Origin of the sequence: Pseudomonas sp. 2995-1 (assembly GCF_002742505.1) — a bacterium.
Classification (GTDB): domain Bacteria; phylum Pseudomonadota; class Gammaproteobacteria; order Pseudomonadales; family Pseudomonadaceae; genus Aquipseudomonas; species Aquipseudomonas sivasensis.
On record NZ_LJSA01000604.1, the window covers coordinates 162857 to 185431 of the forward strand.

At 59.3% G+C, this 22575-nt stretch carries 18 protein-coding genes; 6 read left to right on the forward strand and 12 right to left on the reverse strand.

The window, feature by feature from the left end:
- Positions 1–227: 227 nt before the first annotated feature.
- Positions 228–1892, reverse strand: coding sequence for an energy-dependent translational throttle protein EttA (gene ettA / locus AOA61_RS29005; RefSeq protein WP_032884676.1), 1665 nt, complete (start codon positions 1890–1892; stop codon positions 228–230).
- 285 nt (positions 1893–2177) lie between these two features.
- Between ettA and AOA61_RS29010 the strand changes: the two genes are divergently transcribed.
- Complete coding sequence (locus AOA61_RS29010) at positions 2178–6029, forward strand: bifunctional diguanylate cyclase/phosphodiesterase (protein WP_099603246.1); 3852 nt, start codon at positions 2178–2180, stop codon at positions 6027–6029.
- A gap of 220 nt (positions 6030–6249) precedes the next feature.
- Positions 6250–7503: a serine hydroxymethyltransferase gene (gene glyA / locus AOA61_RS29015; protein WP_032884674.1), complete on the forward strand. Its 1254-nt coding sequence runs from the start codon at positions 6250–6252 to the stop codon at positions 7501–7503.
- 185 nt (positions 7504–7688) lie between these two features.
- On the opposite strand, the gene yjiA is transcribed toward glyA, so the two are convergent.
- The 3 genes from yjiA to AOA61_RS29030 form a co-directional block, all read right to left on the reverse strand.
- Positions 7689–8648 (reverse strand): GTPase, encoded by a 960-nt coding sequence (yjiA, locus tag AOA61_RS29020; protein ID WP_095186243.1) that lies wholly within the window; start codon positions 8646–8648, stop codon positions 7689–7691.
- Between the two features lie 148 nt (positions 8649–8796).
- Positions 8797–8994 carry a YbdD/YjiX family protein gene (locus AOA61_RS29025; RefSeq protein ID WP_003176208.1) on the reverse strand — a complete coding sequence of 66 codons (198 nt, stop codon included), beginning with the start codon at positions 8992–8994 and terminating at the stop codon, positions 8797–8799.
- A 15-nt stretch (positions 8995–9009) separates the two neighbouring features.
- Positions 9010–11076 carry a carbon starvation CstA family protein gene (locus AOA61_RS29030; RefSeq protein WP_032884672.1) on the reverse strand — a complete coding sequence of 689 codons (2067 nt, stop codon included), beginning with the start codon at positions 11074–11076 and terminating at the stop codon, positions 9010–9012.
- A gap of 174 nt (positions 11077–11250) precedes the next feature.
- On the opposite strand from AOA61_RS29030, the gene AOA61_RS29035 reads away from it, so the two are divergent.
- A complete protein-coding gene (locus AOA61_RS29035) occupies positions 11251–11619 on the forward strand; it encodes a PilZ domain-containing protein (protein WP_032884671.1) in 369 nt (122 codons plus the stop codon).
- A 4-nt stretch (positions 11620–11623) separates the two neighbouring features.
- Here AOA61_RS29035 and AOA61_RS29040 read toward each other — a convergent pair whose 3' ends face one another.
- Genes AOA61_RS29040 through katB form a run of 4 tightly spaced genes read right to left on the reverse strand, consistent with a single transcriptional unit; the run spans position 11624 to position 15905 of the window.
- Positions 11624–12349: a hypothetical protein gene (locus AOA61_RS29040; RefSeq protein WP_099603308.1), complete on the reverse strand. Its 726-nt coding sequence runs from the start codon at positions 12347–12349 to the stop codon at positions 11624–11626.
- Positions 12350–12365: 16 nt separating this feature from the next.
- Complete coding sequence (gene radA, locus AOA61_RS29045) at positions 12366–13733, reverse strand: DNA repair protein RadA (protein WP_032884669.1); 1368 nt, start codon at positions 13731–13733, stop codon at positions 12366–12368.
- A 35-nt stretch (positions 13734–13768) separates the two neighbouring features.
- The gene (locus AOA61_RS29050; protein ID WP_032884667.1) at positions 13769–14308 is read right to left on the reverse strand and encodes an ankyrin repeat domain-containing protein; all 540 of its coding nucleotides are present in this window, start codon (positions 14306–14308) and stop codon (positions 13769–13771) included.
- A 55-nt stretch (positions 14309–14363) separates the two neighbouring features.
- Entirely contained in the window at positions 14364–15905 is a 1542-nt protein-coding gene (katB, locus tag AOA61_RS29055; RefSeq protein WP_032884665.1) for a catalase KatB, read from the reverse strand.
- 287 nt (positions 15906–16192) lie between these two features.
- Between katB and mscL the strand changes: the two genes are divergently transcribed.
- Positions 16193–16609, forward strand: a complete 417-nt coding sequence (gene mscL / locus AOA61_RS29060; protein WP_032884664.1) for a large-conductance mechanosensitive channel protein MscL — start codon at positions 16193–16195, stop codon at positions 16607–16609.
- Between the two features lie 46 nt (positions 16610–16655).
- Here mscL and AOA61_RS29065 read toward each other — a convergent pair whose 3' ends face one another.
- Positions 16656–17432 carry a ferredoxin--NADP reductase gene (locus AOA61_RS29065; RefSeq protein ID WP_095186240.1) on the reverse strand — a complete coding sequence of 259 codons (777 nt, stop codon included), beginning with the start codon at positions 17430–17432 and terminating at the stop codon, positions 16656–16658.
- Positions 17433–17803: 371 nt separating this feature from the next.
- Here AOA61_RS29065 and AOA61_RS29070 point away from each other — a divergent pair, with 371 nt between their 5' ends.
- Together AOA61_RS29070 and AOA61_RS29075 are read left to right on the forward strand one after the other, a co-directional pair.
- Entirely contained in the window at positions 17804–18514 is a 711-nt protein-coding gene (locus tag AOA61_RS29070; protein ID WP_099603247.1) for a LuxR family transcriptional regulator, read from the forward strand.
- A gap of 156 nt (positions 18515–18670) precedes the next feature.
- Entirely contained in the window at positions 18671–19795 is a 1125-nt protein-coding gene (locus AOA61_RS29075; protein ID WP_032884661.1) for a class I SAM-dependent methyltransferase, read from the forward strand.
- 69 nt (positions 19796–19864) lie between these two features.
- On the opposite strand, the gene AOA61_RS29080 is transcribed toward AOA61_RS29075, so the two are convergent.
- From AOA61_RS29080 to AOA61_RS29090, 3 genes are read right to left on the reverse strand one after another with little or no spacing between them, the layout of a single operon-like run.
- A complete protein-coding gene (locus AOA61_RS29080; RefSeq protein WP_081797589.1) occupies positions 19865–20032 on the reverse strand; it encodes a DUF2474 domain-containing protein in 168 nt (55 codons plus the stop codon).
- Between the two features lie 12 nt (positions 20033–20044).
- Positions 20045–21052, reverse strand: coding sequence for a cytochrome d ubiquinol oxidase subunit II (gene cydB, locus AOA61_RS29085; protein WP_032884660.1), 1008 nt, complete (start codon positions 21050–21052; stop codon positions 20045–20047).
- A 1-nt stretch (position 21053) separates the two neighbouring features.
- Complete coding sequence (locus tag AOA61_RS29090) at positions 21054–22493, reverse strand: cytochrome ubiquinol oxidase subunit I (RefSeq protein ID WP_099603248.1); 1440 nt, start codon at positions 22491–22493, stop codon at positions 21054–21056.
- Positions 22494–22575 lie beyond the last annotated feature (82 nt).

The following is a 22575-nucleotide window of genomic DNA, read 5'->3' on the forward strand; positions in this document are numbered from 1 at the left end:
AACACAGGAAACAGGGATTTTTTGCACTTAAAAGAGGATTGCCAAGGCAGGTTACGCACCAGCAGGGAAATAGCTATCGGGGGCAAGCCCCCTCCCACATTTTGGATGTGTTCACAAATCAAATGTGGGAGGTGGCTTGCTCCCGATAGGGCCATCAAAAACACTGCAAAACCCCAGCGCAAAAAAAAAGCGGAGCCCGAGGGCCCCGCTTTTTTCAACCAGCCGGATCAGGCCAGTTTTTTGTGCCGTACACGGTGCGGCTGGGCAGCAGCTTCGCCCAAACGCTTTTTGCGGTCCGCTTCGTACTCGGTGTAGTTACCTTCGAAGAACACCGCTTGGGAGTCGTCTTCGTACGCCAGGATGTGGGTCGCGACGCGGTCAAGGAACCACCGATCGTGAGAGATCACAATGGCGGCGCCCGGGAAGTCCAGCAGGGCCTCTTCCAGGGAACGCAGGGTTTCAACGTCGAGGTCGTTGGATGGTTCGTCGAGCAGCAGCACGTTGCCGCCCTCTTTCAGGGTCAGGGCCAGGTGCAAGCGGCCGCGCTCACCACCGGACAGGTCCTTGACGAACTTCTGCTGATCGCCGCCCTTGAAGTTGAAGCGGCCAACATAGGTGCGCGACGGAATTTCATAGTTGCCGATGCGAATCTGGTCAGAGCCGTCGGAGATTTGCTGGAACACGGTCTTGCTGCCGTCAAGGTCATCACGGCTCTGGTCCACACAGGCCAGCTGCACGGTTTCGCCGATCTCGATGCTGCCCGAATCCGGCGTTTCCTTGCCCATCAGCATGCGGAACAGGGTGGATTTACCCGCACCGTTACCGCCGATAACGCCGACGATCGCGCCTTTTGGCATGGAGAACGACAGGTTGTCGATCAACACGCGGTCGCCATAGCCTTTGGAAACGTTCTTGAATTCGATGACCTTGTCACCCAGGCGCGGACCGGCCGGGATATAGATCTCGTTGGTTTCGCTGCGCTTCTGGAATTCCTGGGACTGCATTTCTTCGAAGCGTTGCAGACGTGCCTTGGATTTGGACTGGCGGGCCTTGGCGCCTTTGCGCACCCACTCCAGTTCTTCCTTCATGGCTTTTTCATGGGCCGATTGCTGCTTGGATTCGGCGGCCAGACGATCGGACTTGGCTTCCAGCCAACCGGAGTAGTTGCCCTCGTACGGGATACCGGCGCCACGGTCGAGCTCAAGAATCCAGCCGGCCACGTTGTCCAGGAAGTACCGGTCGTGCGTGATCGCAACCACGGTGCCCGGGAAATCGTGAAGGAAATGTTCCAGCCAGGCGACGGAGTCGGCGTCCAAGTGGTTGGTTGGTTCGTCGAGCAGCAGCATGTCGGGGGCCGACAGCAGCAGGCGGCACAGGGCCACACGACGCTTTTCACCACCGGACAGGAATTCGACCTTGGCGTCCCAAGCCGGCAAGCGCAGCGCATCGGCGGCGACTTCCAGTTGGCGTTCCAGGTTATGACCGTCACTGGCCTGCAGAATGGCTTCGAGCTTGGCCTGTTCGGCGGCCAACTTGTCGAAGTCGGCATCCGGCTCGGCGTAGGCGGCGTAGACTTCGTCCAGGCGCGCCTGGGCGTTTTTGATCACGCTGACCGCTTCCTCAACCACTTCACGCACGGTCTTGGTTGGGTCCAGGATTGGTTCCTGCGGCAGGTAGCCGATGTTCAGTTCCGGCATCGGGCGGGCTTCGCCTTCGAACTCGGTGTCGACGCCGGCCATGATTTTCAGCAGCGTGGACTTACCCGAACCGTTGAGGCCGAGCACGCCGATTTTGGCGCCGGGGAAGAAGGACAGCGAAATATTTTTCAGGATTTCCCGCTTCGGCGGAACAACTTTTCCCAGCCGATGCATGGTGAAGACGTATTGAGCCATGGTGAACCTAGCGTCAGTGACTGATGAATTAAGCGGGCGAAGCCCGTGCCAAGCCATGCGCCGCGCGGGCCGTTGACTATCATCAATGCCAGCGAGCGAAAAAAGCCTGAGTATCTGGGGCTGGAACGCCCCCGCGTAACCGGCAAAGCTACCTCAATGCGCTTGGTCAGTCCAGCCAAGCAGGGCTGGCACTTTGCCACAAGTCAAGGCATGCTAGCCGCCCTCCGGGCGTCCGGCTTATAGTGCACGTCGCGCGCCAGTCCAGCCAAACCGCAGGATCACAGCTTGTCCAAAGTCACGCCGCCAACTCCCTTGCGCGCCGCTCATATAGCGCCGGGAGCGCCCCTGCACGGCACCCTCAAAGGCGCATTGGCGACGCTCGTCCTCATGCTGCTCGCCTTATTGTTCTGGCAACTGCTGGACCAACTGCAGCAAAACCAGAAAAACCAGCAGCAATACACCATCGACTACAGCGCCGACCTGGCTGAGCAGATCAGCCTGAACATGGCCCTGAGCGCAAAAATCGCCTTGAACCTGCTACCGATGGTCGAGCCGCCGCGCGACATTGAACAGCAACAGGCCCTGACGCGCACGCTGCAGCGCTCGCTGCCGGAACTGCGCAGTATCGCCCTGCTCGCGCCCAGCGGCGCGATGATCAGTGACAGCGCCAACGACAGCCAGGACAGCGCCTGGCTGGAAGAACTGGTGCAGCGCAGCCACGGCCAACCGTATTACCTGAGCAATAACGAAGACGGCACCATCATCTATCTGCTGCTGCACCAGCCCAGCGGCGGCTCAAGAATGTACTGGGCGCTGCGCCTGGCACCTAACTACTTGGTCAACCTGACCCGCCAGGACAGTCAGGGCCAGCGCCCCATGTGGGCCATCGAGAACAGCCTGAACCACCGCGTCGTCAGCCGTGACAGTGGCATGCCGGCGCAATGGTCCAGTGCCCTGACCCCGGATGACTTGAATAAAAGCGTGCTGGTCACCCCCCTGAGCAAAAGCGACTGGCAGTTGCGCGGCATGTTTGACCGCGCAGCCGTGCTGGAACAACTGCTGCCGGCGTTTATCGGCAAATGCCTGTTGGGCCTGGCCTTCTCGCTGATCCCCGTAATCGTGCTGCTGAATATGCGTCGCCGCCAGCGCCAGGTGCATGAAGGCCGGCGGCGTTATCAGGATATTTTCGAAGGTACCGGCGTCGCCCTGTGCGTCCTGGACCTGTCAGGCCTGAATGCGTTTTTTGCCAAGGCGCACTTGCAGACCCGCGAACACCTTCACGCCTGGCTGCAAAACAAACCTGAAGAATGCAGGCAACTGCTCGCCGAGCTGCGCATCACCGAAATCAACCAAGTGGCGGTGCGCCTGCTCAACGTGGACTCGTGCGAGAAGGCTTGGGAGCGGCTGATCGATGATTGCCCACGCAACAGCACGTCCATCGGCCATCAAATACTCGAAGCGGTCCTGACCCAGCAGAGCCAGCTTGAACTGGAGATCCAGCTCAATGATGTGGTCGGCAACGAGCAATACCTGTGGCTGGTGATGCGCCTGCCGGAGCAGCAGGACGATTTCAAGGCGGTGATCCTCAGCATCAGCGACATCACCAGCCGCAAGCTGATCGAACTGTCGCTGGTGGAGCGTGAGAGTTTCTGGTCGGACGTGGTGCGCACCGTGCCTGATCACCTGTATGTGCAGGACGTGGTCAGCCAGCGCATGATTTTCAGCAACCACCATTTGGGGCAAACCCTCGGCTACGTAAAGGCCGAACTGCAGCAAATGGGCGAGTACTTCTGGGAAATCCTGCTTCACCCTGAAGACGCCGAGTATTACCACGATTTGCGCCAGCAACAGCGTCAGGCCGGCTACGCGACGCAGTTGCACTGCCAGTTGCGCTTCCGCCATCGCAATAACCAATGGCGGCGCTTTGATATTCGTGAGCAGGCCCTGGCCCGTGATAAAACGAGCCAAGTCACCCGCATCATTGGCGTCGCCAAAGACATCACCGACCAGATCGAAGCCAGCGAATCCCTGCGCGACAGCGAACAGCGCTATCGCATGCTCGCCGAAAGCATCAGTGACGTGATCTGCTCCACCGACAGCAAACTGGCCCTCAACTACATCAGCCCGTCGGTCAGTGCGGTGCTGGGGTATGAAGTGGACTGGGTGTTCAAGAATGGCTGGCAGTCGATCATCGCCAACCCAGCGCAATTGGCGGGTATTTACAGCCTGATGGAACAGGTCAGTCGTGCGCTGGGCGACACCGATGCGCTCAATAAGCTGCGCGATGAAGTGCAGACCCAGCTGTTCCTGTTTGACTGCCTGCGCGCCGACGGGCGTAAAGTGCCGATCGAACTGCGCCTGGTACTGGTGTGGGACGAGCATGGCGCCTTCGAGGGCATTCTGGGCGTCGGCCGCGATATCAGCCAACAACGCCGCGCCGAGAAAGACCTGCGCATGGCGGCCACGGTATTTGAGCATTCCACCTCGGCGATCCTGATCACTGACCCGGCGGGCTATATCGTGCAGGCCAACGAGGCATTCAGCCGAGTCAGCGGCTACGAAGTGGCGGACGTACTCGACCAGTTGCCGAACATGCTGACCGTGGATGAGCAGCAGGAAGCCCACCTGCGCTACGTACTCAAGCAATTGCACCAGCACAGCACCTGGGAAGGCGAAGTGTGGCTCAAGCGCCGCAACGGCGAGCACTACCCGGCGTGGGTCGGCATTACCGCCGTGTTCGACGACGAAGGCGACCTCGCCAGTTACGTATGCTTCTTCAGTGATATCAGCGAGCGCAAGGCCAGCGAGCAGCGTATTCACCGCCTGGCGTATTACGACGCCCTGACCCACCTGCCCAACCGCACACTGTTCCAAGACCGCCTGCACACCGCGTTGCAGTCTGCCGAGCGGCAGAAGTCGTGGGTGGTGCTGATGTTCCTCGACCTTGACCGTTTCAAGCCGATCAACGACTCCCTTGGCCACGCCGCCGGCGACCGCATGCTCAAGGAAATGGCCACTCGCCTGCTCGGCTGCGTGGCCGAAGACGACACTGTCGCACGCATGGGCGGTGACGAATTCACCTTGCTCCTGCAACCACGGGTCAGCCGTGAAATGGCGCTGAACCGCGCGATTCACGTGGCCGAACAGATCCTCGCCAGCCTGGTGAAACCCTTTGTGCTGGAAGGCCGCGAGTTCTTTGTGACCGCCAGTATCGGCATCGCCCTCAGCCCTCAGGACGGCAACGAGCTGAGCCAACTGATGAAAAACGCCGACACCGCCATGTATCACGCCAAGGAACGCGGCAAGAACAACTTCCAGTTCTACCAGGCCGACATGAACGCCAGCGCCCTGGAACGCCTGGAGCTGGAAAGCGACCTGCGCCACGCCCTGGAGCAGAACGAATTCGTGCTTTATTACCAGCCGCAGTTCAGCGGTGATGGCAAACGCCTGACCGGCGCCGAAGCCCTGCTGCGCTGGCGCCATCCGCGTCGCGGGCTGGTGCCGCCGGGGGACTTTATTCCGGTGCTGGAAGAGTTGGGCCTGGTGGTGGACGTGGGCGACTGGGTGATCAGCGAAGCCTGCCGCCAGCTCAAGACCTGGCATCAAAACAAGGTGCGCGTGCCGAAAGTCTCGGTGAACATCTCGGCGCGGCAGTTCTCCGACGGCCAACTGGGCACCCGCATTGCCACCATCCTCAAAGACACAGGGCTGCCGCCGGCGTGCCTGGAGCTGGAGCTGACCGAAAGTATCCTGATGCGCGAAGTCAACGAAGCCCTGCACATCCTCGACAGCCTGAAAAACCTGGGCCTGAGCATTGCGGTGGACGATTTTGGCACGGGCTATTCATCGCTCAACTACCTCAAGCAGTTCCCCATCGATGTGTTGAAAATCGACCGCACCTTCGTCGACGGCCTGCCGTCCGGCGAACAGGACGCGCAGATCGCCCGGGCGATTATTGCCATGGCCCACAGCCTCAACCTGGCGGTAATCGCCGAGGGCGTGGAAACCCATGAGCAGTTGGATTTCCTGCGCGAGCATGGCTGCGATGAGGTGCAGGGTTATCTGTTCGGACGACCGATGCCGGCGAATCGGTTCGAGGCGCAGTTCAGCAATGATGCCCTCTTCATGTTCGACTGATCGTTTGTGGTGAAGCCACTGGCCTCATCGGGCGCAAGCCCCCTCCCACAGGGGAATGCGTTTCAAATGTGGGGGGACTTGCCCCCGATGAGGCCGGCAATGACACCGCTCATCCCTAAGTGAATCCAACTTGTCCGCGACTTGATGTCCTTTCATATGCCATCTAAAACCCATTGGGTTAGAATGCTTCCTTTTCTGCCCCCGATCCTTGAGGACCGCCATGTTCAGCCGTGATTTGACCATTGCCAAGTACGACGCCGATCTCTTCGCCGCCATGGAGCAAGAAGCCGTGCGCCAGGAAGAGCACATCGAGCTGATCGCTTCGGAAAACTACACCAGCCCTGCGGTCATGGAGGCTCAAGGTTCGGTTCTGACCAACAAGTACGCCGAAGGCTACCCAGGCAAGCGCTACTACGGCGGTTGCGAGTACGTCGACGTGGTTGAGCAACTGGCCATCGACCGTGCAAAAGAACTGTTCGGCGCCGATTACGCCAACGTCCAGCCACACGCCGGCTCCCAAGCCAACAGCGCCGTGTACCTGGCCCTGCTGCAAGGCGGCGACACCATTCTGGGCATGAGCCTGGCACACGGCGGTCACCTGACCCACGGCGCCAGCGTTTCCTCCTCCGGCAAGCTGTACAACGCCGTTCAATACGGTATCGATGCCAACGGCCTGATCGACTACGACGAAGTTGAGCGCCTAGCGGTTGAACACAAGCCAAAAATGATCGTGGCCGGTTTCTCTGCCTACTCGCAGATCCTGGACTTCCCACGCTTCCGTGAAATCGCCGACAAGGTTGGCGCCTACCTGTTCGTGGACATGGCTCACGTGGCCGGTCTGGTCGCCGCGGGCGTCTACCCGAACCCGGTTCCATTCGCTGATGTGGTAACCACCACCACCCACAAGACCCTGCGCGGTCCACGTGGCGGCCTGATCCTGGCTCGCGCCAACGCCGAGATCGAGAAGAAGCTGAACTCCGCTGTATTCCCAGGCGCCCAGGGTGGCCCGCTGGAGCACGTGATCGCCGCCAAAGCGATCTGCTTCAAGGAAGCACTGCAGCCTGAGTTCAAGACCTACCAGCAACAAGTGGTCAAGAACGCCCAGACCATGGCCAGCGTGTTTATCGAGCGCGGCTTTGACGTAGTGTCCGGCGGTACTGAAAACCACCTGTTCCTGCTGTCGCTGATCAAGCAGGACATTTCCGGCAAAGATGCTGACGCTGCCCTGGGCAAAGCCTTCATCACCGTGAACAAGAACTCGGTACCGAACGACCCACGCTCTCCGTTCGTCACCTCGGGCCTGCGTTTCGGCACCCCGGCTGTGACCACTCGTGGCTTTAAAGAAGCAGAGTGCAAGGAACTGGCCGGCTGGATCTGCGACATCCTGGCAGACCTGAACAACGAAGCCGTGATCGACGCGGTCCGTGAGAAGGTCAAGGCCATCTGCAAAAAACTGCCGGTATACGGCGCTTGATTGCAGTTGCTTGAATAAAAAGCCCGGCTCTTAAGCCGGGCTTTTTTATACCAATTGTCCAGTTTGAAATGCGCCCAAGTGTGGGAGGGGGCTTGCCCCCGATAGCAGTGTGTCAGTCACATATAGGTTTACTGACCCACCGCCATCGGGAGCAAGCCCCCTCCCACAGTTGACTGCATTACACATCAGGGTTGGTAGACTTTGGCAAAGCCTTCGCGGATTTTGTCTTCCGGCAATTCATCGGCAATAAACACGATCACACTCTCCCGCGCTTCACCCTCGGCCCATTCGGTGTCCCAATCGAACCCGTAGAGCTTCAGCACGCCCTGAAACACCATACGGCGGTCTTCGCCGGCAATGTTCAGCACGCCCTTGTAGCGCAGCAGTTGCTTGCCGTGGTCTTCCAACAGCTCATTCATAAACTCGCTGAGGCGGTCGATATCCAGCGGCTGGTCGGTGCGCAGCACCAGGCTGGAAATACGGTCGATGGACGGGGCCTTGCTCACCGGGCGCAGGCTCATGCCGGCGTTTAGGTTGAAGCCGCGGACATCGAGCAGTTCTGCCAAATCAATCTTGCCGTGCTCGACCACACGAATCGGCGCGCGGCGGTTGATGCGGGTGAGGCGATCACTGAGCGCCTCGAAGGTGGCGTCGTCCACCAAATCACGCTTGCTCACCAGCAGGCGATCGGCAAAACCGATCTGGGCCTGGGCGATGGTCTGGGTCAGGTGGTGCTCGGCGTGGGCCGCGTCCACCAGGGTGATGATGCCGTCGAGGATGTAGCGCTCGCGCAGTTCTTCATCGATGAAAAAGGTTTGGGCCACCGGCGCCGGATCGGCCAGGCCGGTGCACTCGATCACCAGGCGATCGAAGGCGATCTCGCCGCTGTCCAGGCGCTCAAGCAGCAGATAGAGAGCCTTGGTGAGGTCGGTGTGGATGGTGCAGCACACGCAGCCGTTGGACAGGGTCATGACTTGCACCGGTTCTTCGCCCAACAACTGGGTGTCGATACCGGCATCGCTGAATTCGTTTTCGATCACGGCGATTTTCAAGCCGTGTTCGGCCTTGAGCAGATGGCGCAGCAAGGTGGTCTTGCCGGCGCCGAGAAAGCCGCTGAGTACGGTCACTGGAATGGGAGAGGACAAAAAATTCTCCTTGAAGGAACACTGAAACAAATGTGGGAGGGGGCTTGCCCCCGATAGCAGTGTGTCAGGCACTTATCTGTCACTGACACACCGCTATCGGGAGCAAGCCCCCTCCCACAGTAGATCACCACCAGCCCGAACTAACGGGTCAGCAGCACTTGGGCCCACCCTTGCCGCCGTATCGGGCCTCCTGACGTTCCCGGAAGAACGCCTTGTAGTCCATCATCGGCTTGTCTGGGTGCTTGGTTTGCATATGCTCGACGTACGTGTCGTAGTCGGGCATGCCGACCATCAAGCGCGCGGCCTGACCGAGGTATTTACCGAGGCGACTGATGTCATTGAACATGTTTGCAATCCTCGGTTATGCGTCGGGTACTGCCTGGAACGGGGCTTCTTTATCAGTACGCTCTTTGTTGCCCCAGGCGGCGACGCCAACCTTGAGCGCATAGAACAGGATGCTGAACACCACGAACAGGAACAGCGCCGTCAGCGTTGCGTTGGTGTAGGCGTTCCAGATCACGTGCTGCATCTGGTCGATGCTCTTGGCCGGGGCCAGGATCTGACCGTTAGCCAGCGCGTCACTGTACTTCTTGGCCAGCGACAGGAAGCCAATCGCCGGGTTGGCGTCGAACAGCTTGATGAAGCCTGCGGTGGTGGTGCAAATCAGCAGCCAGACAGCCGGCAGCATGGTCACCCAGATGTAGCGCTGGCGTTTCATTTTGATCAGCACGACGGTGGCGAGCATCAGCGCGATACCGGCCAGCATCTGGTTGGAGATACCGAACAGCGGCCACAAGGTGTTGATACCGCCCAGTGGGTCGATCACGCCTTGGTACAGCAGATAACCCCACATCGCCACGCAACCGGCGGTCGCGATCAGGTTGGCGGTCCAGGATTCGGTGCGTTTGAGCGCCGGCACGAAGGAGCCAAGCAAGTCTTGCAGCATGAAGCGACCAGCTCGGGTACCTGCGTCAACAGCCGTCAGAATGAACAGCGCTTCGAACAGGATCGCAAAGTGGTACCAGAACGCCATGGTGTTTTCACCCGGCAGTACGCTGTGCAGGATCTGCGCGATACCCACCGCCAACGTCGGTGCACCGCCGGCGCGTGCCAGGATGGTGGTTTCACCGATGTCATGGGCCACGGCCGACAGTGCCTCAGGGGTAATTGCAAAACCCCAGCTGCTGACGGTTTGTGCCACGGTAACCACATCGCTGCCGACTACGGCGGCTGGGCTGTTCATAGCGAAGTAGACGCCAGGCTCGATCACCGAAGCGGCAACCATGGCCATGATGGCGACGAACGACTCCATCAACATGCCGCCGTAACCGATGTAGCGGGCGTGGCTTTCATTGGCCAGCAACTTGGGCGTGGTGCCCGAGGAGATGAGCGCATGGAAACCCGAGACCGCGCCACAGGCGATGGTGATGAACAGGAACGGGAACAGGCCGCCCTTCCACACCGGGCCGGTGCCGTCGATGAACTGGGTCAGGGCCGGCATTTTCAGGTCTGGCATGGTGACCAGGATGCCGATTGCCAAGGCGATGATGGTGCCGATTTTCAGGAAGGTTGAGAGGTAGTCACGCGGCGCCAGGATCAGCCACACCGGCAGTACCGCCGCGACAAAACCGTAACCGATCAGCATCCAGGTGATCTGGATCCCAGTGAACGTGAAGGCCTTGGCCCAGACCGGATCAGCGGCAATTTGCCCGCCCAGCCAGATCGAGCCGAGCAGCAACAACACGCCAATGATCGAAATTTCACCAATGCGGCCCGGGCGGATGTAGCGCATGTAGATGCCCATGAACATCGCGATCGGGATGGTCGCCATCACCGTGAAGATGCCCCATGGGCTCTCGGCCAGCGCCTTGACCACGATCAGCGCCAGCACCGCAAGGATGATGATCATGATCAGGAAGCAGCCGAACAGCGCGATGGTCCCCGGGATACGGCCCATCTCTTCACGAACCATGTCCCCCAGGGAACGGCCGTTGCGACGGGTCGACAGGAACAGAACCATGAAGTCCTGGACCGCGCCGGCCAGCACCACGCCGGCAATCAGCCAGAGCGTGCCGGGCAAGTAGCCCATTTGCGCCGCCAGTACCGGACCGACCAACGGGCCCGCACCGGCAATGGCCGCAAAGTGGTGACCGAAAAGGATGTGTTTGTTGGTCGGCACATAGTCCAGACCGTCGTTGTTGATCACTGCGGGGGTAGCCCGCCGTGGATCGAGTTGCATCACGTTGTTAGCGATGAACAGGCTGTAGTAGCGATAAGCAACCAGGTAGATGGCCACAGCAGCGACCACAATCCACAAGGCGTTGATCGCCTCGCCTCGGCGCAAGGCCACTACGCCCAGGGCGCACGCTCCTACGATTGCCAGCACCAGCCAGGGTAGATGGCGTAGCAGGCTATTATTATTTTTCATTTTTATATTCCAGCCAGGGTGGACAGAAAGGACAGCCGTTCGGAGTTTAGCGCTGTTGGCCTTAAAGGCCACCCCCCTACGTTGGTCTAGAGCCTTGCAACGAAGAAAAAACCAGAAAAAACGGCTCAATGATGGCGCAGGGCTACAATCCTTTTATCCACAGAGGGTTTCACCATGACCGAGCAAGCGTCTGATCGTCGCCGTTTTCGCCGGATTGCCTTTGATGCCAAGACCGAACTTCGGCAAAACGGCAACGAATGGCCAGTGCAATTGGTGGATTTATCGCTTAAGGGCCTGTTGGTGCAACGGCCTGAAGAGTGGAAGGGAAATAAGGCGCTGCCGTTCGCGGTCGACATACGCCTGGATCCCAAGGCGCATATAAAGATGCAAGTACGGCTAACCCACGAAGCAGTGGGTCAACTGGGGTTTGTGTGCACAGACATCGACCTGGACTCGATCAGCCACTTGCGGCGGCTGATCGAGTTGAACCTAGGCGATCAGGAGGAACTGGAGCGAGAGCTGGGCGCGCTGCTGGAAGTGTGATGGCTCAGGGGAACGCACTACGTGCGGGAAAATCACTTTCCATGTCCCAGTAACCCTTCTTCTGACTTGAGGCGCCGTGCCACTGCCCGTCGACAAACCGATAGGTCTGATAACGGGTGGCAAAGTCATCCTCACCGTCACCGTCCATAAATGACGACACCTGCAGCAGTTCATCCGCGCCGCCGTTGGCTGGCGTTGCGATCATCCACGCAGCCTTGCCGGTATGAGCCAGGGTCAGCGCCTGGACTTTGCCGTCGGCGCCCTGGTAACTCAACGGCTTGAGTTGCTGCTTGCCGGGCAGCAGTAACTGCGTGGCAGGCCCGCTGTAGCTGCCCATGGGGGCGGTCTGATCGATGGTCAAAAAATACACAGGCTCGGGCAGCCCTTTGAGCGGGGCTTTCTTGACCTCGGCCAAGGGGTAGCCGAGGTCTTCGTGAGCTATCACCTCGCCAGAGGCCGATACCCACCGCACCTGGGCTTCGAGCAGCGGGTTGTCGACCAAATCGCCGGGCTCGTCGAACGAGTCTTCATCCAGCCCACTGCCCCAACTGTCCTTGTGCAGTTGGGGGCTGATGCGCTGGTCTTCGAGCACCTGCAGCACACTGCCCTCTGGCGTCACCAGCGTTTGCGCCAGGCGATAGCCCGTTGGCAGCTCCGCCCAGGCCATGGCGGGCAAGCTGGCCAAGGCGATAAACAGGGCGACTACACCCCAGTGATTCGATCGTTGCATCGCGTCCATCCCTGAATTATTCGAAAAGTGCATCCAGTGCCTGTTCCAGGCGCGTGACCCCAATCACCTGCAATCCTGGCGGCATTTCCTTCGGCGCGTTGCCCTTGGGCACAATCGCGCGTTTGAAGCCATGCTTGGCCGCTTCCTTCAAGCGCTCCTGACCGCTCGGCACCGGACGCACTTCGCCGGACAGGCCGACCTCCCCAAATACCAAGAGGTCGTGCGGCAGAGGCCGGTTACGCAAGCTGGACATCACCGCCGCCATCAAGGCCAGGTCGGATGCGGTCTCCAGCACCTTGACCCCACCCACCACGTTGAGGAACACATCCTGATCGTGGGTCGGAATGCCGCCATGACGGTGTAACACCGCCAGCAACATCGCCAGGCGGTTCTGATCCAGCCCCAACGTGACCCGGCGCGGGTTGGCCAAATGGCTGTCATCCACCAATGCCTGGACTTCCACCAACATCGGTCGGGTGCCTTCCCACGTCGCCATCACCACACTGCCTGGGACTTCTTCCTGGGCACGGGTCAGAAAAATCGCCGAAGGGTTGGAGACTTCTTTCAGTCCCCGGTCAGTCATGGCGAATACACCCAGTTCGTTCACTGCGCCGAAACGGTTTTTCACCGCCCGCAGCAAGCGCAGTCGACCATCGGACTCGCCTTCGAAATACAGCACGGTGTCGACCATATGCTCCAACACTCGCGGCCCGGCCAGCGCGCCTTCTTTGGTCACGTGGCCGACCAGGAAGATCGCCGTGCCGCTCTGCTTGGCATACCGCACCAGTAGCGCTGCACTTTCGCGCACCTGGGACACACCACCCGGCGCCGATTGCAACTGCTCGGTGAAAATCGTCTGAATCGAGTCGATCACCATCACCTTTGGCTTTTCGATACGAGCCGTGGCGATGATGCTTTCGATGCAAGTCTCGGTCATGACCCGCAACTGATCCTGAGGCAAGCCAAGACGGCGTGCGCGCATGGCCACTTGTTGCTGGGATTCTTCACCGGTCACATATAACGCCGGCATGCGGCTGGCGATGCTGCACAGAGTTTGCAGGAGGATGGTCGATTTACCGATGCCAGGGTCGCCGCCGATCAGCACCACCGAGCCGTCCACCAGGCCGCCGCCCAGCACACGGTCCAGTTCACCTGAGGCGGTGGAGAAACGCGGGATTTCTTCGACGCTGACTTCGGCCAGGGTCTTGATCTGCGCCTGCTGCCCGGTCCAGCCGGCACGGCCCGTGGGCGCCGCAGCGCCGCCGCTTTCGATCATGGTTTCGGTCAGGGTGTTCCACGCACCGCATTCGCCGCACTGGCCGGCCCACTTGGGAAAGGTCGCGCCGCACTCCGTGCAGCCGTACATGCGCTTGGCCTTTGCCATTTGAGAACCTCCAACCGAAAAACCGCGATGATAGCTCAGCGCGGCGCCGGGGTCCGGATTTCACCGCTGGCCAATCGCGAAGCACTGTTGCCGATCGGGTCTTCGGCATTGAGGTCAGCGCCTTTGGCTTTCAATTCATCAAGCAATTCGACGCGCTTGAACAGGCCTGCATACATCGCGGCCGTCTGCCCGGCGCCGTTGCGTTGGTCGGGGTTGCAATCGGTGGCCAGCAGGCGCTGGGCAATGTTCAGCTCGCCTTTGAAGATCGCGCCCATCAGCGCGGTGTTGCCGCGCTTGTCCTGTACACAGGCGTCGGCACCGGCACTGAGCAAACGCTCCACAAACCGGCCCTGGCCGTGATAGGCGGCGAGGATCAACGCGGTGTAGCCCTTTTCGTCCTGGGTGTTGAGGCTGTAGCCAGACTCAATAAAGGTGTTGAGCATATCGAGGTCGCCACGGCGGGCGGCGTCGAAGTAATAATCCTGCAACTGTGCCTTGAGTGCTGCCGGTTCGGGGGATTCGGCATGGGCGACAAAGGCCAGCATGGCCATCAGCAAACCGATAGAAATACGCATGGGTTTCTCCTGCCATGGGTCGACGCCCCAACCGGCGCGTCGACCGTCACCAATGTCAGTCAGTCAATTTTTCAGCCAGCGCCTTGACGCGGGCCAGGTCACCCTTCGCGACCTTGGCCACGCCGGTGCCGTATGCCGGGTCCGCTTTGTAGAGGAACGAGAGGATGATGTGCTTGCTCTCGTCATCCGTGGTGGCCAGTGAGCCGCCGAAGTTGTCGATCAAGTCCTGCTGCTCTTTTTTGGTGTATGAGCGATACAGATCACCGGCCTGCTTGAAGTTCTGCTCGCGCTGAATCTTCGCCTGCTGGGTGCTACCAGACAGTGCCGTCTGGCTGTAGCGCGCGGTTTGCGGCTCTTCGCGGTTTTCCAGGCGGCTTGGCTGGTAGTTCACGCCGCTGGTGGTCTTGCCGAAGTTCATCGCGCCGTCCTGGTTACCGTTGTTGACGGTGACCCGTGGGGCATTGATCGGCAGTTGCAGTGCATTGGCACCCAGGCGGTACATTTGGGTGTCGGCGTAGGAAAACACCCGGCCTTGCAGCAGGCGGTCTTCCGACGGTTCGATGCCGGGCACAAGGTTGGCCGGGGCCATGGCGACTTGCTCGGTTTCCTGGAACACGTTCGCCGGATTGCGGTTCAGCACCATCTGCCCAACTTTGCGCTCAGGCACGTTCGGCCAGATCTTGGTGGCGTCCAACGGATCGAACTCAAACTTGGCCAAGTCTTCGGGCTTGAGCACTTGCACATACAAGTCCCACTTGGGGAAGTCGCCTTTGTTGATATGGGTGACCAAGTCGTTAGTCATATGGCTGTAATCACGACCTTGCACTTCGGTGACTTGCTTTGGATCAAGGTTCTTAATGCCTTGCAGGCTCTTCCAGTGGAACTTGACGTAATGGACTTCGCCTTTGGTATTAATCAATTTGTAGGCATGTACGCCATTACCGTCCATTTCCCGATAACTGGCGGGCGTGCCAGAGTCCGAATACAACTCGGTCAGCGTGCGCGTGGCCTCGGGTACATGTGAGAAGAAGTCAAAGCGACGGGAGTCGTCATCCAAGTTCGTGCGCGGATCCGGCTTGAACGCATGCACCATGTCCGGGAACTTGATGGCGTCACGAATAAAGAAAGTTGGGAAGTTATTGCCGACCAAGTCCCAGTTACCGTCAGCGGTGTAGAACTTGGTGGCAAAACCGCGCGGGTCACGCAGGGTTTCCGGGGAGTGGTTGCCGTGAACGACAGCCGAGAATCGCACAAATACCGGGGTGGCTTCGCCAGCGGCGAAAACTTTGGCCTTGGTCAGGTCGCTAAGGTTATCTGTCACCGTAAACGTGCCGTGGGCGCCGGTACCCCGGGCGTGCACCACGCGCTCCGGAATGCGTTCGCGGTCGAAGCGCTGCAACTTCTGAATGAGCTGCACGTCTTGCAGCAGCACCGGGCCATTGGCGCCTGCGGTTTGCGAATTCTGGTTGTCGCCGACGGCCGCGCCGTTATCTCGCGTCAGGTTGGCGGCTTGCACCGAAAGAGAAAGCAGACTGGCAGTCGCCAGCAACAGCGCATGTCGCGCCAGCACTGGACTGCGGCTCATTGGGTTGTTCATCGAGGTTTCCTCTGGTTTTTTTAGTGCACATTCAGTTGTGCTTGCCAGAGGCTAGTGACCTGGGAGTCAGAAGATAAATAGAAAAACCCCACCAGGGCGATTAAGAAATTAATGTGGTAACCCACTGAAACAGCGAGTATTTCGCGCGCGATTGGTGGCACTTTGCAAACTATTTGCGTTTTAATGTGTCGATTAAAATTAACAGTATTAACAGTTGTGTCGCACAAGCCCTATACGACTGACTTACACTGTGCTTCACCCTTCTCATCTGTAACAAGGAATAACCTATGAGCGTGATCAGTGAGTTCAAGGCCTTCGCGGTCAAAGGTAATGTGGTCGACATGGCCGTCGGTATCATCATCGGCGCAGCCTTCGGCAAAATTGTTTCCTCGTTTGTCGGCGACGTGGTGATGCCGCCCATTGGTCTGTTGATCGGTGGTGTGGACTTTGGTGACCTGGCGGTCACCCTCAAGGCGGCCCAAGGCGATGTTCCCGCCGTCGTGCTGGCCTACGGCAAGTTCATCCAGAGCGTGATCGATTTTGTCATCGTCGCCTTTGCGATCTTCATGGGCGTGAAGGCCATCAACCGCCTCAAGCGCGAAGAGGCCGTAGCACCTAGCCTGCCGCCGACGCCGACCAAGGAAGAACTGCTGCTGGGGGAGATCCGCGATCTGCTCAAGGCACAGAACGACAAGCCGCTTTAACCCGGATCGGCTTAAAAAAAGGCGCCTGCTTGAGGCGCCTTTTTTATTACCAGTAGTTTTCCACCGCCACCTGCCCAGGCCTGCGGCTCAGGCTCAGTTGCATGTCACGCTGCTTGAGCAACTGGCGGGTGTCATCAACCATCTGCGGGTTGCCGCAAATCAGCACGCGGGAATGCTCCGGGCTCAGCTCTACGCCCGCTGCGCGCTCCAGCTCACCGTTTTCAATCGAGGTAGTAATGCGCCCGCTCAATGCGCCTGGATGGTGCTCGCGGGTAACGAGTGGGATGTAGGTCAGTTTGTGCGCGTACTCGGCAAGGTACTCACGCTCACCCAGTTCCTTGATCAGCGACTGATAGGCCAGTTCCTTGGCTTCCCGTGCGCTGTACACCAGCACGATCCGCTCGAATTTCTCCCAGACTTCGAAGTCCTGCAGGATCGACAAAAACGGCGCGACTCCGGTCCCTGTCGCCAACATCCACAAGTCACGGCCATCGACGAACCGGTTCAAGGTCAGGAACCCCGTAGCCTGGCGTTCCACCATCAAGGTATCGCCCACGCGCAGGCGGCTCAGCTCGCTGGTGAACTCGCCTCCAGGGACCACAATCGAGAAGAAGTCCAAGTGCTCATCAAACGGCGAGGAAACTATCGAGTAAGCGCGCCACACCGTAGTGCCGTCCGCCTTGGTCACGCCCAGACGCACGAACTGACCCGCAGTAAAACGGAACCCAGGGTCGCGAGTGGTTCGCAGCGTAAACAGGCTGGGGGTCAGCGATTGCACATCGAGCAAGGTCTGGCGGGTAAATTTCTCAGCACTGGCCGTCATGGGGGGCTCCGTTCTACAGGTGCCCTAGTGTCCCTCAAAGTCGCGCACGGAAACACCGGTGGTTTGTAGTGGCATCGCGCAGCCCCTAAGTAGTGGCAATTTAGTGGCAGTCCAACCCATTGGCTATTAGTCCCTCTGCCCTAGCTACAAGCCCACTCTAAGTTGATCATTCAACTCACTAAAAAATCGAAAAAAACCAACTAAGCGCCGTTACACACCTTTTGCCGTCCTTAAAAAATCTTCTTAAACCCCCTGCGTTCAAGAGCGAAATTTTCCTCTTGCACCGTAAGTAATGTCCTACACTCATTCCCGTGCATTTGGGAGTTCAGGAGGTATCCCATGTCATGTAGACCCCACATGGAGAGTTACCAATGGTTAACTGGCGTAATACACGTCTTCCCAAACTGGAAGGTGAAAGCGAGGCCACCACTCTTTTCGAGATAGCCCTCAACCACACCTTCGCACTCGGCTTTCAATACTGTTCCTTTACGATGAGTTCACACCTACCCAACAATCGAACGAAGCCCGTTCGCTTCAATAACTATCCAGATGAGTGGAACAATCTTTACAACCAAGCGCACTTCTTTGAAGTGGATCCTGTGGTAACACATTGCAAACGCTCTGTATTACCCATCGTCTGGGAGGAAAAAACGTTTAAAGACTCACCCAACTTATGGTCTTTGGCTCAGTCGTTTGGTGTGCATCTGGGTTGGACCCAAGCAGTGCATGATTTCCAGGGTGTGTTCAGCATGCTTACCCTGGGTCGCAGTAAAGGTGCCGTGACTCCGGAAGAGCTCTACGAAAAAGCTGGCCAGGTCCTGTGGCTTTGCCATGCGATGCATGCGGCCGTGGCGCAGACTTACGCGGCCAGCCCCAGTATCAACCCTGCGAAAAAATTGACCTCGCGCGAGAAGGAAATCCTCAAATGGTCAGCCATGGGCAAAACTGCCGCAGACATTGCCACCATCCTGTGCCTTTCCGAACGTACCGTGGGCTTTCACATTTGCAGTTGCTTCAAAAAGCTTGGGGTCAACAACAAGATCGCCGCCGTGCTCTGTGCCTCGAAAGCAGGGCTGTTTTAACCGCCCTTGAAACACCGCATGTAATCCCCGTAGAAAAAAAGTAACATTTACGCCCAATTCTGAGTGCAGGGCCCCTTGGGGGCCCGCCTGTAGTTCACTCAGACGGTTGCGCAGGTCACTGCCGCCGCCCATCGATTACCCAGAGCCTCCCCCGCCATGCCCCTGCTCGACAGCCCCTTCGCCCAGCTCGATCTGATCCGCCAGCCAGAGCAACATAACGATCCGCTGCAAGCCTTCGATGCGGCCGACGAATACCTGCTCAGCCACCTGGCCGGACAACAGCCGAGTGCAGCGACGCGCGTGCTGGTACTCAATGATAGTTTCGGCGCCTTGGCGGCCAGTCTTGAAGGCCAGATGCAGGTCACCTCCAGCGGCGACTCGTTTCTCGCCGCCCAGGGCCTGGAGAAAAACCTGGTACGCAATGGCAAGGCGTTTGATGGCGTGACTTTCGTGCCTGCCCACCAAGTGCCGACCGGCCCCTTTGACCGAGTTCTGATCCGCGTACCCAAAACCCTGGCACTGCTGGAAGAACAGCTGATCCGCCTGCAAGGCCAACTGGCACCGGGCGCAGAGGTCATCGCCGGGGCGATGGTCAAGCACCTGCCCCGTGCGGCCGGTGAGTTGCTGGAGCGTTACATCGGGCCGATGCACGCCTCCCTTGCGGTAAAGAAGGCACGGTTGCTGATTGCCACTCTGGAAGATCGCCCCGCGGCAGTCTCGCCCTACCCAACGCGCTATCAGCTTGAAACACCCGCTATCGAACTGCTCAACCACGCCAACGTGTTCTGCCGTGAAGGCCTGGACATCGGCACCCGCGCCTTCCTGCCGCACCTGCCCAAAGGCCTGGGCAGTGCGCGCGTCGCGGACCTGGGCTGCGGCAACGGCGTGCTGGCGATTGCCAGCGCGCTGCAAAACCCGGACGCCCATTACACCTTGCTCGACGAGTCGTACATGGCCGTGCAATCAGCCCTTGAGAACTGGCAAGCCGCCCTCGGCGAACGGGAGGTGACCGTGCGTGCTGCCGATGGCCTGGCCGGCCAGGCCTCGGACTCTCTGGATGTGGTGCTGTGCAACCCACCGTTCCACCAACAACAAGTGGTCGGCGACTTCCTCGCCTGGCGCATGTTCCAGCAAGCGCGGGAAGCGCTAGTGGTGGGCGGCGCGCTTTATATAGTCGGCAACCGCCACCTGGGTTATCACAGCAAATTGGCGCGACTGTTCCGCGGTGTCGAGCAAGTGGCCGCCACGCCGAAATTCGTCATCCTCAAAGCGCGCAAATAAAAAAAGCCCTGCCTTTCCAAAGGAAAAAGCAGGGCTTGAAAACCGGGCCGCAAAGCCCGGATCGGGATGTCAGTGGGTGGTCAGGCCGGCCGCATTCATGAACATGCGCATCAGGCTGGCCACGACGAACAGTGCCAGCACACTGCCGGTCCAGATCATCGCCAGCCACCCCAGACGCCGCCACAACGGCTGTTTCTCGCCCTCTTCAATCTCGTGCAACGTAGGTTTGCCGGACATGCCACAACCCTCCTAGTGATAGCCGTCTTCGTGGGTGACCTTGCCGCGGAACACGTAGTAGCTCCAGAAGGTGTAGCCCAGGATGAACGGGATGATGAACAGCGTACCCACCAGCATGAAACCCTGGCTTTGCGGCGGTGCGGCCGCGTCCCAGATCGATACGGAAGGCGGAATGATGTTCGGCCACAGGCTGATCCCAAGGCCGCTGTAGCCGAGGAAAATCAACACCAGCGTCAACAGGAACGGCGTGTAGTGGGCATTACGCGCCACCGCGCGGATCAACCCGTACATGGTCACCAGCACCAGGATCGGCACCGGCAGGAACCAGAACAGGTTCGGCAGGGTGAACCAGCGCGTCGCGATTTCCGGGTGCGCCAGCGGCGTCCAGATACTGACGATGCCAATTACCGCCAACACAACGAATGCCAAGGGCCGCGCCAGGTTGTGCATCTTCTCCTGCAACGGGCCTTCGGTTTTCATGATCAACCAGGTGCAGCCGAGCAAGGCATAGGCCACGATCAGCGCCACGCCGCAGAACATCGTGAACGGTGTGAGCCAGTCCAGTGAGCCACCGGCAAACTGGCGGTCCACCACCGGAATCCCGTCGATAAACGCCCCCAGCGCTACACCCTGGAAGAACGTGGCCGTCAGCGAACCGCCGATAAACGCCTTGTCCCACAGGTGGCGCTTGTGGTCCTTGGCCTTGAAACGGAACTCGAAGGCCACGCCACGGAAGATCAGCCCGATCAGCATCAGGATCAGCGGCAGGTACAGCGCCGACAACACCACCGAATAGGCCAGCGGGAAGGCGCCAAACAACGCTGCGCCACCGAGTACCAGCCAGGTTTCGTTACCGTCCCAAACCGGGGCGACGGTGTTCATCATCACGTCGCGGTCGACTTTGCCCGGAATAAACGGGAAGAGGATGCCAATGCCGAGGTCGAAGCCGTCCATCACGACGTACATCATGATGCCGAAGATGATGATCACGGCCCAGATCAGCGGAAGATCAATACCCATCTCAATGCCCCTTGTGCTGGATGTCGACGTGGTCGTCATCGTTGCCGTCATCGGCAGCCGACAACGGACGGGCCGGTGTGCGTTTCTGGCCAGGGCCACCGTGGGTCGGTTCAGTACTTTCGTGGGTCACAGGGCCTTTGCGTACCAGGCGCATCATGTAGCCCAAGCCGGCGCCGAACAGCGCGAAATACACCACCACGAACAACACCAGGGTAATCGTCATCTGCGCCAGGCTATGCCCGGATGAAGCGTCCGCCGTGCGCATCAACCCGTAGACCACCCACGGCTGGCGGCCGATTTCGGTGGTGAACCAACCGGCAAGAATCGCGATCAGGCCGGACGGGCCCATCCACAGCGCCAGGTACAGGAACGGCTTGGACGTGTACATCTTGTCGCCGCGACGCAGCCACAGGCTGAACAGACCGGTGAAGATCATCAGGAAACCCAGGCCGACCATGACCCGGAACGACCAGAACACGATGGTCGAATTGGGGCGGTCTTCAGGCGGAAACTCCTTGAGCGCTGGCACTTGTTTGTCCAGGGCGTGGGTCAGGATCAGGCTGCCCAGGTAAGGAATTTCCACCGCGTATTTGGTTTTTTCGGCCTTCATGTCGGGCCAGCCAAACAGAATCAGCGGGGTCGGCTCATTGCCTTTGTTTTCCCAGTGGCCCTCAATCGCCGCGATTTTTGCCGGCTGATGCTTCAGGGTGTTGAGGCCGTGGAAGTCACCGATCACCGCCTGGATAGGCGCCACGATCAGCGCCATCCACATCGCCATCGAGAGCATTGTGCGGATCGCCGGGTTGTCCTTGCCGCGCAGCAAGTGCCACGCCGCCGAGGAACCGACAAAGAAGGCCGTGGCAACAAAGGCCGCTGTGGCCATGTGCGCCAAGCGGTAAGGGAACGATGGGTTGAAGACAACGGCGAACCAGTCGGTTGGAATCACCCGGCCATCGATGATTTCAAAGCCTTGTGGCGTCTGCATCCAGCTGTTGGACGACAGAATCCAGAAGGTCGAGATCAACGTGCCCACGGCCACCATCACGGTGGAGAAGAAGTGCAGCTTGCGCCCGACCTTGTTCCAGCCGAACAGCATCACCCCAAGGAAACCGGCCTCAAGGAAGAAGGCGGTGAGCACTTCGTAGGTAAGAAGCGGCCCGGTGACGGCGCCGGCAAAGTCCGAGAAGCGACTCCAGTTGGTGCCGAACTGATACGCCATGACCAGGCCCGAGACCACGCCCATGCCGAAGTTGACCGCAAAGATCTTCGACCAGAAATGGTAGAGGTCACGGTAGGTGTCGTTGTGGGTCTTGAGCCACAAGCCTTCCAGCACCGCGAGGTAACTGGCCAGGCCGATGGTGATCGCCGGGAACAGGATGTGGAACGAGATGGTGAACGCAAATTGAATTCGGGCGAGATCTAGCGCCTCCAAACCGAACATAAGTCTTCCTCTGTCAGGTAATACCGGCTGCTGGCGGAAGCCTGCACCCACTGCCCCCACGGATATGGAGTGTGGCGAATTT

Coding starts and splice junctions, on each gene's coding strand:
- ettA (WP_032884676.1), bottom strand. CDS start 1,892: ATGGCTCAATACGTCTTCACCATGCATCGGCTGGGAAAAGTTGTTCCG.
- glyA (WP_032884674.1), top strand. CDS start 6,250: ATGTTCAGCCGTGATTTGACCATTGCCAAGTACGACGCCGATCTCTTC.
- AOA61_RS29025 (WP_003176208.1), bottom strand. CDS start 8,994: ATGTTCAATGACATCAGTCGCCTCGGTAAATACCTCGGTCAGGCCGCG.
- AOA61_RS29030 (WP_032884672.1), bottom strand. CDS start 11,076: ATGAAAAATAATAATAGCCTGCTACGCCATCTACCCTGGCTGGTGCTG.
- AOA61_RS29035 (WP_032884671.1), top strand. CDS start 11,251: ATGACCGAGCAAGCGTCTGATCGTCGCCGTTTTCGCCGGATTGCCTTT.
- AOA61_RS29040 (WP_099603308.1), bottom strand. CDS start 12,349: ATGCAACGATCGAATCACTGGGGTGTAGTCGCCCTGTTTATCGCCTTG.
- radA (WP_032884669.1), bottom strand. CDS start 13,733: ATGGCAAAGGCCAAGCGCATGTACGGCTGCACGGAGTGCGGCGCGACC.
- AOA61_RS29050 (WP_032884667.1), bottom strand. CDS start 14,308: ATGCGTATTTCTATCGGTTTGCTGATGGCCATGCTGGCCTTTGTCGCC.
- katB (WP_032884665.1), bottom strand. CDS start 15,905: ATGAACAACCCAATGAGCCGCAGTCCAGTGCTGGCGCGACATGCGCTG.
- mscL (WP_032884664.1), top strand. CDS start 16,193: ATGAGCGTGATCAGTGAGTTCAAGGCCTTCGCGGTCAAAGGTAATGTG.
- AOA61_RS29065 (WP_095186240.1), bottom strand. CDS start 17,432: ATGACGGCCAGTGCTGAGAAATTTACCCGCCAGACCTTGCTCGATGTG.
- AOA61_RS29070 (WP_099603247.1), top strand. CDS start 17,804: ATGGTTAACTGGCGTAATACACGTCTTCCCAAACTGGAAGGTGAAAGC.
- AOA61_RS29075 (WP_032884661.1), top strand. CDS start 18,671: ATGCCCCTGCTCGACAGCCCCTTCGCCCAGCTCGATCTGATCCGCCAG.
- AOA61_RS29080 (WP_081797589.1), bottom strand. CDS start 20,032: ATGTCCGGCAAACCTACGTTGCACGAGATTGAAGAGGGCGAGAAACAG.
- cydB (WP_032884660.1), bottom strand. CDS start 21,052: ATGGGTATTGATCTTCCGCTGATCTGGGCCGTGATCATCATCTTCGGC.
- AOA61_RS29090 (WP_099603248.1), bottom strand. CDS start 22,493: ATGTTCGGTTTGGAGGCGCTAGATCTCGCCCGAATTCAATTTGCGTTC.